General features: G+C 74.9%; 9 protein-coding genes. 4 read left to right on the forward strand and 5 right to left on the reverse strand.

The window, feature by feature from the left end; all coding sequences use genetic code 11:
- Positions 1-3 precede the first annotated feature (3 nt).
- The gene (locus tag J2S55_RS30645; RefSeq protein ID WP_306868079.1) at positions 4-969 is read left to right on the forward strand and encodes an alpha/beta hydrolase; all 966 of its coding nucleotides are present in this window, start codon (positions 4-6) and stop codon (positions 967-969) included.
- Here the strand turns inward: J2S55_RS30645 and J2S55_RS30650 are convergent.
- Positions 953-2,443, reverse strand: coding sequence for an alpha/beta hydrolase family protein (locus J2S55_RS30650; RefSeq protein WP_306868081.1), 1,491 nt, complete (start codon positions 2,441-2,443; stop codon positions 953-955). The genes J2S55_RS30645 and J2S55_RS30650 overlap by 17 nt on opposite strands.
- 183 nt (positions 2,444-2,626) lie before the next feature.
- On the opposite strand from J2S55_RS30650, the gene J2S55_RS30655 reads away from it, so the two are divergent.
- The 3 genes from J2S55_RS30655 to J2S55_RS30665 all read left to right on the forward strand — a co-directional run bounded on the left by J2S55_RS30655 (position 2,627) and on the right by J2S55_RS30665 (position 8,599).
- Entirely contained in the window at positions 2,627-3,754 is a 1,128-nt protein-coding gene (locus J2S55_RS30655) for an exonuclease SbcCD subunit D (protein ID WP_306868083.1), read from the forward strand.
- Complete coding sequence (locus J2S55_RS30660) at positions 3,755-7,735, forward strand: AAA family ATPase (RefSeq protein WP_306868085.1); 3,981 nt, start codon at positions 3,755-3,757, stop codon at positions 7,733-7,735.
- Positions 7,736-8,032: 297 nt separating this feature from the next.
- On the forward strand, positions 8,033-8,599 hold the full coding sequence (locus tag J2S55_RS30665; RefSeq protein ID WP_306868087.1) for a TetR/AcrR family transcriptional regulator: 567 nt from the start codon (positions 8,033-8,035) through the stop codon (positions 8,597-8,599).
- Between the two features lie 12 nt (positions 8,600-8,611).
- On the opposite strand, the gene J2S55_RS30670 is transcribed toward J2S55_RS30665, so the two are convergent.
- The 4 genes from J2S55_RS30670 to J2S55_RS30685 are packed head-to-tail and all read right to left on the reverse strand — an operon-like array spanning position 8,612 to position 15,471.
- Positions 8,612-9,958, reverse strand: coding sequence for a threonine/serine exporter family protein (locus J2S55_RS30670; RefSeq protein ID WP_306868089.1), 1,347 nt, complete (start codon positions 9,956-9,958; stop codon positions 8,612-8,614).
- Positions 9,959-9,999: 41 nt separating this feature from the next.
- Entirely contained in the window at positions 10,000-13,068 is a 3,069-nt protein-coding gene (locus tag J2S55_RS30675) for a coiled-coil domain-containing protein (protein WP_306868090.1), read from the reverse strand.
- A gap of 14 nt (positions 13,069-13,082) precedes the next feature.
- Complete coding sequence (locus J2S55_RS30680; protein ID WP_306868091.1) at positions 13,083-14,264, reverse strand: hypothetical protein; 1,182 nt, start codon at positions 14,262-14,264, stop codon at positions 13,083-13,085.
- Entirely contained in the window at positions 14,254-15,471 is a 1,218-nt protein-coding gene (locus tag J2S55_RS30685; protein ID WP_306868093.1) for a hypothetical protein, read from the reverse strand. Before J2S55_RS30685 ends, J2S55_RS30680 begins: the two co-directional genes overlap by 11 nt.
- Positions 15,472-15,609: the final 138 nt, after the last annotated feature.

Consider the following 15,609-nt stretch of genomic DNA (forward strand, 5'->3'; position numbering starts at 1 on the left):
CGCATGCTTGACGTTCTCGGTCCCGACTACGAGCTCACGGTCCTGCCCATGGCCGACGACTACGAGGGGGCGGTGGTCGCCTCGCTGGTACGGCGGCGCGCCTCCGAGCCCACCGGCAGGGCCGTTCTCTACGTCCACGGCTTCACCGACTACTTCTTCCAGACCCATCTGGCCGACCACTTCGTCGCCCAGGGAATCGACTTCTACGGTCTGGACCTGCGCAAGTACGGTCGCTCGCTGCTGCCGCACCAGACGCGGGGGTTCGTGCGCAGCGTCACCGAGTACTTCCCGGAGATCGACGAGGCGATCAGGATCATCCGTGAGGACGACGGCCACGGCGAGGTGATCCTCAACGGCCACTCCACCGGCGGCCTGGTCGCCGCTCTCTGGGCCGACCGGGTCCGGGGCCGGGGGCTGATCCAGAGCCTGGTGCTCAACAGCCCCTTCCTCGACCTCAACGTCCCCTCACCCCTGCGGATCGCCGCCGACCTGCTCAAGGGGCCGTTGTCCAGGATGCCGGCCCGCGCCGTCCTGCCCCTCGGGCTGGCCACCGCCTACGGCACGAGCCTGCACCGCGACCACCACGGGGAATGGGACTTCGACCTGGAGTGGAAGCCGATCGGCGGGTTCGCGGTGCACGCCGTCTGGCTGGCCGCGATCCGCCGGGCCCAGCGGCGCCTGCACGGCGGTCTCCAGGCGGACGTCCCGATCCTGGTGCTCTGCGCCGAGAAGGGCCTGCGGCTGCGCGACTTCGCCCCCGAGGCGCAGGGGGCCGACATCGTGCTCGACCCCGGGCAGATCGCGCACTGGGCGACCAGGATCGGCCCCCACGTGACGTGCCTGCGGGTGCCGGGCGGCATACATGACCTGGTGCTGTCACCCGGGCCCGCGCGCAAGCAGGTGTTCGCCGAGATGGACCGCTGGCTCACCTGCTACCACGGGAACTCACCTGCTACCACGGGAACGTGAAGAGGCTGTAGTAGGCCGCCGCGACCAGCAGCAGGCCGGTGCCGCCCAGCACGCCGGCGATCGCGACGCTCTGCGGGCGGCTGGGCTGCCAGCCGTCCCGCAGCCCCGAGACGACGGCTGCCACGGCGGTGACCTCCTGCAGCAGCATGAGCACCGCCAGGATCCGGATGACCAGCCAGCCGGCGAGCACCGCCGGCCAGGCTCCGGCCTGGTTGACCGAGAACAGCACCAGCAGCGTGATGAAGGCCAGCACCGAGACCAGCAGCCCGAGCCCGGTCCAGGCCATCCGGCGGAAGCGGAGCCGGATGGGCTGCCAGATCAGGGCGTTGGCCTCGGCCGACAACCGCCGGCCGCGCAGCCGTACCACCATCTCGGCCACCGGGCCGACCACGTAACCCACCACGGCCAGGCAGAGCGTGAGCCCGAGGACCGTGCCCCCGGCGTACCACGGAGCGGTGGGGACCTCGCTGGCCTCGTAGCGCTGGACCGGGGTGGCGCCCGCGATGTGCACCACCGGCCTGGCCGTGCCGGGCAGGCCCTTGATCCAGTTGGCCAGCGTCTCCAGGTAGCCGGGCGCGAACGGCCCGCCGTGGATGCGCATGCCGTGGTCGGCGCCGGCGAGGTAGCGGATCGTGTAGTCGGCGTTGCCGCCCTCGGCGAGCGCGCCGGTGAGCGCCTTGCTGCTCTCCACGAACGGGATCGACGGGTCACGCGTGCCGTACAGGGCCAGGACCGGCTGGTGGATTCCGCGCAGCGCGGGCAGGCCGTCGTAGCGCAGGAAGTTCATGTGGACCGCGCTCATCGCCCGGATGATCAGCTCGCGGACCCCCCTGGGCGCGTACAGCCGGTCGAGCTGCTCGCCCATGGCCCAGGTGACCTGCCGCATGGGCGAGACGTTGGGGGCCGAGACCAGCACGGTGAAGCCGACGTCGTCGCTCTTGGCGGCCGCGATCGGGACCACCCAGCTCCCCTCGCTCACCCCCCAGAGCCCGATCCGGGCCGGGTCGACGTCGGCGCGCGTGCGCAGCCGGGCCAGGACCCGCAGCGCGTCGTCGGCCAGCAGCTCGAAGTCGCGGTTGCGGAAGTCGTAGCGGACGGTCCGCTTGTCGTAGACGAGCGTGACGATGCCCGCCCTGGCCAGCAGCTCCGCCTGCGTGGTGAACTCGCCCCGCACGCCGGGCCCGGCGCCCTGCACGAAGACCAGGGCCGGGTGCCTGCCGGGGGTGAGCGGGGCGCGGATCGTGGCTTCGAGGGTGGTGTCACCGGCGTCGACGGTGATGTCCTGCGTGACGATCTGCCCGGCCGTCGCGACAGGCCTGGTCTCGGCGGCAGGCTGGGCGGGCAGCGTCTGGAAGACCGGGTCCACGGTCAGCGGCGGCGGATCGAAGGGAGGCGGCAGAGCGTAACCCACCGTGGCGAGAGCCACCAGGATCAAGCCCGCGGCCACGCTCAACACGCCTCGGCCAACCCGCATGCCGATCCGCTCCCCGATCGTCGCCCGCCTCCGTGAGGACCGTATGCCGGTATCGTTCCCTCTGATCAATAAGCGTACTCACCTTCCCGATCTCACGACAGAGGGCGAGCGGTTGACAGGGGGTGCGGTCGGTGTGGTCAGAGTGGACGCATTTGTGACTGGGGCCTGTTAGCTTCAAGCGACATGCGGGTGCTGCACACATCGGACTGGCATCTGGGCCGTCCGTTCCATCGCGAGAGCCTCCTGGCCGCCCAGGGGGTCTTCGTCGACCACCTGATCGAGACGGTCAGGGCGGAGCGGGTCGACGTGGTCGTCGTCTCCGGCGACGTCTACGACCGGGCGCTGCCCTCGGTCGACGCGGTCGACCTGTGCGACCAGGCCCTGCGGCGGCTGGTCGCCGAGCGGGTGCGCACGGTGCTGATCAGCGGCAACCACGACTCGGCGCGCCGTCTCGGCTTCGGCGCCGACCTGATCGACGCCGCGGGCGTCCACCTGCGCACCGCCCCGGGGCGGGTGGGCGAGCCCGTGGTCGTCGGCGACGTGGCGTTCTACGGCATCCCCTACCTGGAACCGGAGCTGATGCGCGGGCCGTGGGAGCTGCCCGAGCGCACCCACACCGCGGCGATCGGCCACGCCATGTCCCTGATCCGCGCCGACCTCGCCCGCCGGGGTCCCCGGTCGGTGGTCCTCGCCCACGCGTTCGTGACCGGAGGACAGGCCAGCGACAGCGAGCGCGACATCAGCGTCGGCGGAGTGGCCCACGTCCCGGTCTCGGCCTTCGACGGCGTCGACTACGTGGCGCTGGGCCATCTCCACGGGCGCCAGAAGATGAGCGAGACCGTCCGCTACTCCGGATCCCCCATCGCCTACTCCTTCTCCGAGGCCGGCCAGGTGAAGGGCTCCTGGCTGGTGGACCTCGACCCCGGGGGGCGGGTGAGCGCGGAGTTCGTCGAGGCCCCGGTGCCCCGGCCGGTCCACCGGCTCCGCGGCCGCCTCGACGACCTGCTGACCTCGGCCGAGCACGCCCCGTACGAGGACCACTGGCTGCAGGTGACGCTCACCGACCCGGTCCGGCCGAAGGGCGCCATGGAGCGGCTCAGGTCCCGTTTCGGGCACACCCTCGCGCTCTCCTTCGAACCCGAGGGTGGCGTCCGGGAGGCCGTGGCGCGGCCGAAGCTGGCCGGGCGCCCCGAGATCGAGGTCGCCCTCGACTTCGTCCGCGAGGTGCGCGGCGAGGCCGCCGACGCCGAGGAGATCCGGTTGATCCAGGAAGCCGTCGAGGCCAGCCGTACCAAGGAGGCGATGGCGTAGATGCGCCCGCACCGTCTGTGGATCAGCGCGTTCGGCTCCTTCCCCGGTGAGGAGGAGGTCGACTTCGACGCCCTCGCCGAGGCCGGGCTGTTCCTCATCCACGGTCCCACCGGCGCGGGCAAGACCACCGTGCTGGACGCCCTCTGCTACGCCCTCTACGGCAGGGTGCCCGGCAAGCGCGACAGCGCCAAGAGCCTGCGCTGCGACCACGCGCCACCGGACCGGGGGCCCGCCGTGGCGCTGGAGGTCACGGTCAGGGGGCGGCGGTTGAAGATCAGCCGGTCGCCTGCCTGGCAGCGCCCCAAGCGCCGGGGGACCGGCACCACCAGGGAGAACGAGAAGGCCCTCCTGCAGGAGCTCACCCCTTCGGGGGAGTGGACCGGGCTGACCACGCGGGTCGACGAGGCGGGGGAGTTCATCGGCACCCTGCTGGGCATGAACGCCGAGCAGTTCTTCCAGGTCGCGATGTTGCCGCAGGGGGATTTCGCCAAGTTCCTGCGCGCCGACGGCGAAGACCGGCGCCGGGTCCTGGAGCGCCTGTTCTCCGTCAGGATCTACGCCGCCGCCGAGTCCTGGCTCGCCGAGCGCCGGACCGAGGCCCACCGCGAGCAGCAGGCGTTCCGCAGGGAGGTGGACTTCGTCGTCAAGCGCCTGGAGGAGGCCGCCGGCCCCGACCTCCTCGCGTCGATGGCCGCCGCCTCCCCGCCGGCCTCCGGCGCCGGGCAGGCCGGGCCACCGGCCCCGCCCGGCCCGTCCGACCAGCTCGCGGACGGCGGCGGACCGCCGGCCGTGGCGGTCTCGGCGGTCTCGGCGGAGGACGATCCGCTGGGCTGGGCCGGGGCGCTGGAGGAACTGGCCGCCGGCGCGGTCGCCCGGCTGAGCCAGGGCCACGGCGAAGGTGAGGCGGCCGTACGGCAGGCACGCGCGGAGCTGGAGCGGGGCGCCGCGCTGGCCGAGCGGCGGCGCCGCCACGCCGAGGCGCTGACGCGGAGCCGGGCGCTGGAGGAGAGCGCCGAGGAGCGGGCCGACCTGGAGGCCATCCTGGCGGAGGCGGTCCGGGCCGACCGGGTGCTGCCCCTGATCCAGGCGGTCGAGCAGCGGTCCGAGGCGGCGGCCAAGGCCCACCGGCTGGCCGCCGACGCGGTGGCCCGCGCCCTCCCGCTGATCCACACCGACCGGGACGCGGCCCCCGACCGCCTGGCCGCTCCCGATCATCCGGCTGCTCCGGGCCACCTGGCTGTTCCCGACCGCCTGGCCGCCGCGGGGCACCGGGTCTCCCCGGACCGGCTGGCCGAGCTGGAGCGCGACCGGCACCGGGAGATCACCCGGCTGGGGGAGCTGCGGGCCGAGGAGCCGCGCCTGGCGAAGATCGTCCAGGAACGCGAGGCGGCCGCCCGCGAGATCACCGGCCTGACCGCAGCGCTGGCCGCGGCCGACGCCCGCCTGGCGCTCCTGCCCGGCCTCCGCCGCGACGTGGACGCCCGCCTCACGGCCGCCCGCCTGGACGCCGCCCGGATCCCGGCCGCCGAGACGGCCAGGGAGGCCGCCGCCGGCCGCCTGCGGGCCGCCGAGCACCGCGACGGCCTCGCCGCCGCGCTGGCCGCCGCCCGCGACGAGCTGGCGGCCAGGTTCCGCGCCCTGTCCTTCGCCACGGGCGGCACCGGCGCGCCCGCCGTCCCGGACGGGGCCGTGGCCCGTGAGCTGCTGGCCTCCTGGGAACGCGAGCGCAGAGAGGAGCTCGCCGGGCTGGAGGGCCTCCGCGCCGACGAGGCCAGACTCGCCGAGCTGGCCGGGCTGCTCGCCGGGCTCCACGCCGGGCTCCGCGACGCGGCCGGGCAGGAGTCCACGCTCCGCGAGAGTCAGGAGAGGCTGCCCGCCGCGCTGGCGGAGGTCTCGGCGAGGCTGGCGGCGGTCAGAGCCCGGACGGCCAGGATCCCCCTCGCACAGGCGGAGGCGGACGCCGCCGCCGCCCGGCTCGACGCCGTCCGGCGGCGTGACGCCCTCGGCGCCGAGCTGGAGGCCGCGCGCGCGGCCCAGGCCGGAGCCACCGACCAGGCCCAGCGGCTCCGGGAGCGTCACCTGGACCTCCGCCAGGCCAGGATCGACGGCATGGCCGCCGAGCTCGCGCTCAAGCTCGCCCCCGGCGAACCCTGCGCGGTCTGCGGCTCACCCGACCACCCGGCCCCGGCTGCCCCCGCCGCCGCGGCCCCCACCGCGCAGGACGAACGCGCCGCCCAGAGCGCCTACGACGCCGCCACGGACCGGCGCCGGGCCGCCGAGAACACCGTCACGGCCCTGACCTCGCGGCTGGAGGAGGCCCGCACCGCGGCGGGCGGGCTGAACGCCCAGCAGGCACAGGAGATCCTCGTCGGGGCCCGGCGGGAGCTGGAGTCCCTGACCGCGGCCGCCGGGGCCGAGACGGCACTCAGCGCGGAGTCGGACCGCCTGGCGGCCGAGCTGGAGGGCACGCAGGCCCGGGCCGCGGAGATCGCCCGGACGCTGGCCGAGGGGCGGGCCCGCCAGGCAGGGTGGCAGGCCGAGCGCGACCGGCTGACCGCCCGCCTGGAGGAGGCCCGGGGCGCCGACCCCACCGTCCAGGCCCGCCGCCGCCGCCTCGCCGAGGAGGCGGCCCTGCTCGGTGCCGCCCTCACCGTGGCCGTCCGCGTCGCCGACCTCGCGGCCGGTCACCGCGAGGCGAGCGAGAGGACCGAGTTCACCGCGGAGCACGCGGCGCGGGAGCTCCGGGAGGCCGAGACGGAGCTGGCCCGGCTGCGGGAGTCGGCCGGAGCCGAACCGGCGCTGGCGGCGGAGGCGGACCGGACCGCGGCCGAACTCGGTGAGCTGGAGGAGCGCTCGCGCGCGCTCGCGGTCACGCTCGCCGCCCGCCGCTCGGACGTGGACACGCTCACCGCCGACGGCGAGCGGCTCGTCGCACGCATCGACGGGGCCCGCGGCGAGGACCCGACCCTGGCCGCCAGGCTGGAGCGGCTGGCCGACGAGGCCGAGCTGCTCAAGGAGGCGGTCGAGGCCACCCGGGAGGAGCAGATCACCGCCGCCGAGCTCGCGGCGGCCCGGACGCGTGCACAGGGTGCCGCCGCGGAGGCGGGATTCCTCGGGCTCGACGACGCCCGCGCGGCGCTGCGCCCTCCTGCCGAACAGGAGGAGAAGGCCGCCCGCCTCCGCGAGCTCGACAAGGAGCGCCTCGCGGTCGCCGCGGTGCTGGCCGATCCGGAGCTGGTCGCCGCCGCGGCCGGGCCCGAGCCCGACCTCGACGGGCTGCAGCGCGCGCGGGACGCCGCCGAGGCCGCCCACGCCGGCCTGCTCTCCGCCCGGCACCGGGCCGAGACCCGCCAGGCGCGGCTGGCCGAGCTCCGCGCCGAGCTGACCCGGTGCCTGGAGAGCTGGCTGCCCGCCGCGGAGCGGCACCGCCTCGCCGACCGGCTCGCGGCCCTGACCGGGGGGAACTCCACCGACAACCAGTGGAACATGCGGCTGTCGTCCTACGTGCTGGGCGAGCGCCTGCGCCAGGTGGTCGAGTCGGCCAACGAGCGGCTCGACCACATGTCGGGCGGCCGCTACCTCCTCGAACACAACCTCAGCCGCTCGGCCGGAGACCGGAGCAGGTCGGGCGGTGGGCTCGGCCTGCGGATCCTGGACGGCTGGACCGGAGTGGACCGCGACCCGGCCACCCTGTCCGGCGGCGAGAGCTTCATCACCTCGCTGGCGCTCGCGCTCGGCCTGGCCGACGTGGTCACCGCCGAGGCCGGGGGAGTGGAGCTCGGCACGCTCTTCGTCGACGAGGGCTTCGGCACCCTGGACGAGGACACCCTCGACGGAGTGCTCGACATCCTCGACGGCCTGCGTGACGGCGGCAGGGCCGTCGGCATCGTCAGCCACGTCGCCGAGCTGCGCACCCGCGTCCCCGCACAGCTGCGGGTCCGCAAGGACCGTCGCGGCTCCACCCTCTCGGTGACCGTCTAGCGCCCGCGGCCGTCCCATGTCCTGCGGCCGTCTCGTGGCCTGCGGCCGTCCCGTCTCCCGCAGCCGTCTCGTGGCCCGGGCCTGCCCGGCGGGGTGGACGCCAGGGCGGTCTCCGTACAGGTTCGGAAACCAGGGGCCGGGGCGGTCTCCAGGCGGGGGCGGCCTCCGTACAGGTCCGGAAAGAGTCCGTACAGGTCCGGAAAGAGACGGGAGTGGGGCGCGCCGGTGGCGCGGTAGCCTTTCGGAGGCCGACTCCGCCGCATCTGCGGGGGGAGCCCCGATCAGCAGGGAGTCGTGGTGACGACCACTCAGCGCCCCATGCGCGCCGACGCGCGCCGCAACTACGGACGGCTGCTCGCCGCGGCCCGGGACGCCTTCGCCGAACACGGCACCGAGGCGTCCCTGGAGGACATCGCGCGCTCGGCCGAGGTAGGCATCGGCACCCTTTACCGGCATTTCCCCACCCGCCGGGCACTGCTGGAGGCGGTGCTCCACGACGGCATCGCCACCATCGACGCCCGGGCCCGCGAGCTGCTGGAGTCTCCGTCACCGGAGGAGGCGCTCCTGGTGTGGCTGCGCCACCTGGTGGCCCACGCGACCACCTATCGGGGCCTGGCCGCCACGCTGATGAGCAGCATCCGCGACCCCAGCTCCGAGCTGCACGGCTCGTGCGAGACGATGCAGCGCAACGGCGACCGGCTGCTCGCCAACGCCCAGCGCGCCGGCGCGATCCGTCCGGAGGTCACCGGCGCCGACCTCGTCAAGCTGGTCAACGCGATCGCCTGGGCGGGCGAGCACGGCGGGGGCGACGCCGACCGCCTCCTCGACCTGCTGACGGACGGCCTGCGGACGCGTGACCGGTGACGGTGGCGCGGGTCAGAAGCCGCGGGTGCGGCGGGCGGCCGGGCGGGTGATGAACGGTCTGCGCCGGCCGGCCGGGCGCCGCACGCGCCTGGTCAGGTCGGAGCCGGTGACCGCGCGCAGGATCTCCGAGCCGAGCATCACCCCGGCGCCCAGGGCGAGAGCGGTCGACAGGGCCTGCAACAGGCTGACCAGCCCCTCGTCGGTGTGGCCGAGGCTGGCCTCGAGCATGCCCCGGTAGAGCGCGGTGCCGGGCAGCAGCGAGCCGATCGCCGGGATCGTGACCACCATCGAGGGCACCCGGGCGCGGCCGGCGTAGGCGCTGCCGAACAGGCCGACGACCGCCGCCGCGACGGCCGTCGCCAGGATGACCGGGACCTGCCAGCTGTAGAGCTGTACGAAGACCACCCAGACCATCCCGCCGCCGATCGCGGCGGGGACCAGGTGACGGGGCGGCACCAGCAGGGCGACGGCGAACGACAGCGTCAGGCCGATGGCGCCGAGCAGCTGCTCGGGCCTGATCACCAGGGGCGCGGCGGGCACGTTCTCCACGCTGAGCGGCACGCCGAGGCGGACCGCCGCGTAGAGGGTGACGCCGATCCCGGAGATGATCGCGGTCAGCATGAAGAAGATCTCGAACAGCCGACCGGTCGCCGTGACGTATTCGCCGGCGATGCCGTCCTGCACGCAGGCCACCATGGGACGTCCGGGCAGCAGCGCGACGACCGCGCCCACCACCACGGCGGCGGCCTGCACCGGTGCGTCGAGCCAGATCATGAGCACCGCGACCAGCGAGCCGAGCATCGCCGCCACCGCGAGCTGGAAGAACTCCGCCACACCCCGCCGGGCCAGCCAGGCGCCGGCCCGGTCGCCCAGCACGGTGGCGCAGAAGGCGGCCACCGCGACGGGCACGCCGCCGCCGACCAGGATGCTCGCCGAGGAGGCGATCAGCGCGAGCGCCGTGATCAGGACCCAGTTCGGGTAGACCGGGACCCGCCGGGTGATCTCCCGCAGCCGGGTCTCGGCGTCGTCGAGCGGCAGTGAGCCGCCGGAGGCCTCCTTGACCATGTCGTGGACCGCGATCAGCCGGTCGTAGTCGGGCAGGCGCCGGCGGACCCGCCGCTCGGCGGTGACCGGCGCGCTGCCGTCCGAGGGGACGTGCGACAGCGTGATGGCCGACAGGTTGACGTCGGCCTCGCAGTGCGGCACGCCGTAGGCGTTGGTGATCCTGCGCATGCTGCCGGACACCGTCTCGGTGCCCTCCCCGCTGCCGAGCAGCAGCTCGCCCACGCGCAGGGCCAGCACCATGGCCCGGTAGAGGTCGGGCCGGGGAGGGGACTGCTCCAGCGAAGACGCCGACACCGATCTCCCTCGATCCTCTCCGAGACCAACCTCCGCTGAGGTTATCTGCTCACCGCGGAGGCCAGAACACGTACGCGCTCGGCATGGTCGTCGTGACCGATGATCACCGGCGGCTCGTTGTACGGCATGGCGTCGGAGGAGCGGCGCAGCTTGATGTACTGCCCGCAGGCGTCGACGGCGTAGGGCTCCATGTCGTCCTGGAGCGCGCCGATCACCGTGATCCCGTAGGTCTCGCCGATCCGCCGGAACAGTGCCACCGCCTCCCGGCGGTGCTCCTTGCCGAGGTTGCGGCCCAGCTCGTCGAGGACCAGGCACAGGTGCCCGCCGCCGGAGGAGGCGATCGCCGCCGCGCAGACCAGCTTCACCGCCTTCTCGTCCATCAGCGCGGTGTTGGCCCGCCGGTTGTAGGGCACGTAACCCTGGCCCTCTCCCCGGCGCCACTTGGGCGTGACCCGCCACGCCCAGCGCTGCTCCGGGTCGGCGGGCGCGGCCGGCACCGGGAACTCCAGCGTCGCGCCGTAGCCGCCGTAGGAGGTGTCGAGCTTGTCGAACTCCTCGGCGACCCGGGTCAGCCGCGCCTTGATCGCCGCGGTCAGCGCGGCCCGGTGCACGGCGGTGGACTGCGCGGCCTCCTCGGCGCCCTTGGCCGCGGCGGTCAGGTCACGCTGCCGGGTGGCGATCTGGGTCTGGATCTGGCGGCGCTGGTGCCGTTCGTACTCCTCCTGGCCGCGTAGGTAGGACGAGAGCGCCGCGCAGACGCCGGGGAAGGTCGCCTGCTCGCGCGCCGTGCGCCCGGCGCCGGGCTCGGTCCGCTCCCTGACCAGGAAGCGCAGCTCCTCGGGCATCTCCCCGTCCTCACCCGGGAAGGTGTCGCGCAGCGCCTCGTCGAGGCGGCGCTCGGCGGCCCGCCACCACTCCTCGGCCGTCAGCGGGCGCTCCTGCTCGCCCAGCGCCTCCAGCCACTCGCGGGCCCCGTCGACCGTGCCGCCCCAGTCGCCGGCCAGCGCGTCCATCCCCAGCGCGTCGCGGTCCGCGGTGACCTTCGCCGCCTGGTCCCTGGCCTGGTCGCGCTCGGCCTCGTGCCGGGCCCGGCGGCCCTCCAGCCGTTCGACCTCCATGTTCCTGGTCCGGGCGCGGAAGTCCAGCGCGCTCGCCCGCCGCTCCGCCTCGCCCACCTTCGGCCCGACCTCGGCCAGCGCCTCGGTCAGCTCGGTGAGCGTGGCCCGCCGCTCGGCCATCCGCCGCTCGATGTCGGCCAGCTGCACGGCGGCCCGGGCGCCCTCCAGCCGCCGGCCGGCCTCGGCCACCCCGTCCTCGGCGCCCCGCACGGCCGCGGCGGCCGTCTCCTGCGCGTCACGGGCCCGGTGCAGCCGCTGCTCGGCGGCCTTGATCCGGGCCTCCCGGCCGGTGGCCACCGCCTCGAAGGAGCCCACGACGGTGACGCCCGCCGCGCTGACCAGCACCGATCCGGGCAGGGCGGCCAGTGCCCGGGCCGCCGCCGCCAAGTCGGACGCGTCCACGATCACCGCGTGCTCCTGCGGCCAGCCGCGGGCTCCCAGGGCCGTCGCCGCCTGTCCCGCGCGGCCGGACGCCGACTCCTCGTCGCGGGCGTGCTCGGCCACGTCGACCGCGTCGAGCAGCCCGGTCGCCCCGACACCGGCCTCGGCGAGCGCGTTGAGCTGGGCCGCCGCCGGGCCGCCCTCGGCGTCGTCGAGCGCGGCCCTGGCCCTCTCGACCTCCCGGTCGGCCACGCCCAGCGCCTTCAGCGCCTCGTTGAGCCGGAGCCTGGCCTGGGCCAGCTCGGCGTCGGCGGTCTTCACGTCGCGGCCGTCGGCCAGCCGCCGCTGCTCCTCCAGCCCGGGGATCCAGCCGCGCAGCTCGTCGGCCGAGTTCTCCGCGACGGCCCGGTCGGCGTCGAGCTTGGCCGCCCGGGACTGCAGGGCGGCCAGCTCCCTGCGCGCCTCGGACAGGGCCCGCTCCAGAGTGTCGTCCTTGAGCGTGGCGATCTCCGCCTTGACCACGCCGATCGCCTCCACCGCCCGCTCGCCCGCCGCGCGGGAGCGCTCCAGGTCGGCGGCGAGCGCCCCGTCCCGCTGCGCCGCGTCGGCGAGCCTGCGCGCCAGCCGTCCCCGCCAGCAGCGCAGCGCCTCCGCCAGCCGCGTCCGGGCCCGGTCGCGCCGGTCGAAGGTCTCCAGCAGCGTCCGGGACTCGTCTTCGAACTCCTTGAGCAGCTCCACGGCCTGTGCCGCCCGCCCCCGCTTGACGTGCTCGTCGCGCCGGGCCTCCCGCTCCTGGTCGAGCTCGGTGTCCAGCCCGGTCAGCGCGGCGATCGCCTCGAAGACCCGCTCCGGGGAGATCTCGTTGAGCGGCTGGGAGAGCAGGTTCGTGGCGACCTTGCTCCGCACCGAGGTGGACAGGAACGACACGCACCTGACCCGGTCGCCGTAGAGGAACCTGGTGAGGTCGCGCGCCACCACGTCGCGGCGCCCCGCCGAGCGGGGCAGCGCCGCCCACACCTCGTCGGCCCGCGCCACCCGCTCCGCCTCCGAGGCGGCCGCCGCCACGCGCACCCCCGGGACCCATCTGATCTCCAGGTGCGGCGCCTCCTGGTTGACCCGCAGCCACACCGTCACCGCGTCGTCCACGGATCCGGCCCCGGCGAAGACGCCGACGATGTAGCCGTGGTCGGCACTGGCCCACGACCTGCCGCCGCCGCCCGCGGCGAGCTCGGCGTTGAACAGCAGCTCCGACACCGACTTGGCGCCGGAGGCGAAACGCCACTGCTCGTCGCCGAGCAGCGCGGTGATCATCGCGATGAACGAGGACTTGCCCGCGCCGTTGGAGTCCTTCGGCCCCGCGCCCGCGACCACGATCAGCGTGCCCGGCACGGTCGGCACCGGATGGGTCGACAGCCGGGAGATGTTGACCGCCTGCACGGCGATCAGCACGCGGTCGCCGACCACGTTCTCGCTCGGAGCGTCGGCCCGGACCTCCACCGGCACCAGGCTGGCCTGGCTCCCGTGCGTCCGCTTGGCGCTCTCCTCGTCCTGGGCCGCGTCCGCTCCGCGCTTGCGCGAGCTCCTGGCGGCCTGGCCCGGCTGTCCGGTCAACCCCGTCGTTCCCTTCATCTGCGGTTCGCTCTCACTGCCGCCGCCAGCGGGGTGTGCGGCCCCGCGGCGAGGATCAGCTCTTCCTGCAGGCGGCGTCTGGCCTGCGGGGTCAGTCGGTGGAACTGCGGGCCGGGGGTGTATCCCCCGGCCTCCTCGCCCGCCTTGACCTGGGTCACCAGACCCGCGTGGCGCAGGGTCCGGAGCGCGGCCTCCAGCTCGCCGATCGGCAGCCTGGTGTGCCGGCGCAGCTCCTCCAGCTGGGCGGGGAACGGCGACAGCCAGCTGTCGGCGGGCAGCAGGCCGTCGGCCCGCGGGATCGCCACCGAGTGGATCAGCACCAGCACCAGCACCGCCCGCTCGGCCTCGCCCACCGTCGTGCCCGTCTCGGCGGCCGTCTCGGGGGTGTAGCCCGAGGTCCACGCCTCACGGTCCTGGATCAGGACCCGGCCGCGCCGCTGCAGCATCTCCGCGAGAGTACGGCGGAGCACCGGGTCGCGCAGCGCGGGCAGGCGCGCCTCGTGGACCGGCTCGGCGGCGTGCTCGACCGCCATGAACGCCGCCACGATCTCGGCCCTGCGCCGCTCGTCGAACGGGCCGAGCAGGTCCTCGTCCACGCTCTCGGGGACCACGACGCTCGCGGCCGCCCCGGCGGGAGCGGGCTCGGCCGCCGGGAGCACGTCCAACCCGGTGAGCTCCTCCTCGCCGGTGGGCAGGCGGCGCATCAGCTCCCTGAGCTGGGCGTGGGAGCCGGCGGGCCAGCAGGCGCAGCGGGGGCCGAGCCGTACGACACCGCCGTCCACCTCCAGCCAGGCCGAGTCGTGCAGACGGCGCAGCGCGCCGACCGCCCAGTTGCGCATGAGGTCGTCGCCGCGCCCGATCAGGGCCCGGTAGGCCGCCAGCACGTCATCCACCGGCGCGGGGACGCCCGGCCACGGGTCGGCGGTCAGGTCGCGCCAGCAGCACTTCAGCGCCGCGGCCAGCACCCGCCGGGTCTCACCCGACCGCTCCACGTTCACCGGTGCGACCTGGTATTCCTCCAGCAGCGAGGGGGTCGCCCCGTCCGGCCAGGCCGGCAGCGCCAGGCCCGTCCCGTCGCCGTGCGCCAGCCGGGCCATGCCCGGGGGAGCGGGCTCGCCCGCGCCGAGCGGGAGCGGGCCGGCCGCCCTGGCCCGCGCGTGTGCCAGCTCAGGCGTCATGTCCGGTCCTCTCCAGGCGGCCGTGCGACAGCCAGGTGGGTTCGGCGTCGGGGGCGGCGGTGAGCGAGTCGGACCAGCGCAGGCGGTAGGGGGACTCGGGGCGCAGGTCGGCCGAGACGAGATCGGCCAGCAGGCGACGGGCGGAGACCCACTCGCCGTCGGCGGTGAGCAGCTCCTCCAGCCGGGCGGAGTCGCGTCCGGCGAGCGCGGCCTCGGCGACGGCGCTCAGATGGTCGAGACCTCCGGTGCCGGGGTCGTAGGAGTCGGCGGGCCCGGGATCGGGCAGGGCCGAGCGCGGGGGAGTGGGCTGGGCGGGCGCCGGCCGGGGACTCTCGTCCACCGCCCGGACGATCGCCGCCGGGTCGTGCCAGGGGGCGGGGGCGTCGAAGACGAATCCGTCGAGCACGGCGGCCAGGCGCTCCTTGGTGGCGGTCTGCGCGAAGGTGCGCCAGGTCTCCGCGGGCAGCAGCGTCAGGTTCCTGGTCGTGCCGGCCGAGTCGGCCAGCCGCCCGGCGGCCCGGCGGGAGGCGTCGCTGTAGGCGTAGATCGCCGCGCGCAGCTCGGTGCAGGTGCGGTCGAGATCCGGCCAGCGGGTGAGGATCGTGCCGTGCAGGCTCTGCGCCCTGCGGGCGATCTCCTCGGTGCCCCAGAGCTTGGGGGCCTGCTCGCGCAGCTCCTCGATGGTGCCGCTGGTCAGCGTGATCAGCTCCAGCGCCCAGAGCCGGAAGGCCCGCGACAGGTTCTGCGCGCTGAGCCGCGCCTCCTCCATGGTCGTGCGGGGGTCGGCGACGTTGAGGTCCTCCAGCGCGAGCAGCCGGTGCATCTCCGACTGGCCGCCGTCGTCCATCATCCGCCGGATGAACATCAGCCCCACCACGCTGGTGAACGACGCGCGGTAGCGGAGCTGGTTGGGCTTGGGGAACACCTCGCGGATCGCGCCGAGACCCCTGAGCACCCGCAGCCGGTTCTCGAACTGGTCGAGCGGGTAGGCCCGGCAGACGTGGCGCATCTGCTCGTGGGTCAGCCACTCCTCGCCGGCCTCGGCGAACGCCGCGAACAGCGTCTCGGCGATGTCGACCAGCGCGGGCTCGTCGACCACCGCGCCGCTGTCGCGCGCCAGCGCGGCGAACATCCGGCGGTAGGTCGCGAGCACGGCCTCCTCGGTGAGGGCCGAGTCGAGCGTGATCTCGTGGTTGGTGTCTGGCACGCGCCCTACCGTAAGGCTTTCGCCCGACAATCCAGGCCCGTACGCCGGGTGAGCGTCCACGCTGCGGCCGCCGTCACCGACACGCTAGGGTAACCCCGGTAAACGGGGACGAAGGTCAATTAATAGTGGCATACAGGG

Origin of the sequence: Streptosporangium brasiliense (assembly GCF_030811595.1) — a bacterium.
In the GTDB taxonomy this organism is placed as follows: Bacteria; Actinomycetota; Actinomycetes; order Streptosporangiales; family Streptosporangiaceae; genus Streptosporangium; species Streptosporangium brasiliense.

Excerpts from the sequence above, each read along its gene's own strand:
- J2S55_RS30645 (WP_306868079.1), top strand. The coding sequence starts at position 4 with ATGCTTGACGTTCTCGGTCCCGACTACGAGCTCACGGTCCTGCCCATG.
- J2S55_RS30650 (WP_306868081.1), bottom strand. The coding sequence starts at position 2,443 with ATGCGGGTTGGCCGAGGCGTGTTGAGCGTGGCCGCGGGCTTGATCCTG.
- J2S55_RS30655 (WP_306868083.1), top strand. The coding sequence starts at position 2,627 with ATGCGGGTGCTGCACACATCGGACTGGCATCTGGGCCGTCCGTTCCAT.
- J2S55_RS30660 (WP_306868085.1), top strand. The coding sequence starts at position 3,755 with ATGCGCCCGCACCGTCTGTGGATCAGCGCGTTCGGCTCCTTCCCCGGT.
- J2S55_RS30680 (WP_306868091.1), bottom strand. The coding sequence starts at position 14,264 with ATGACGCCTGAGCTGGCACACGCGCGGGCCAGGGCGGCCGGCCCGCTC.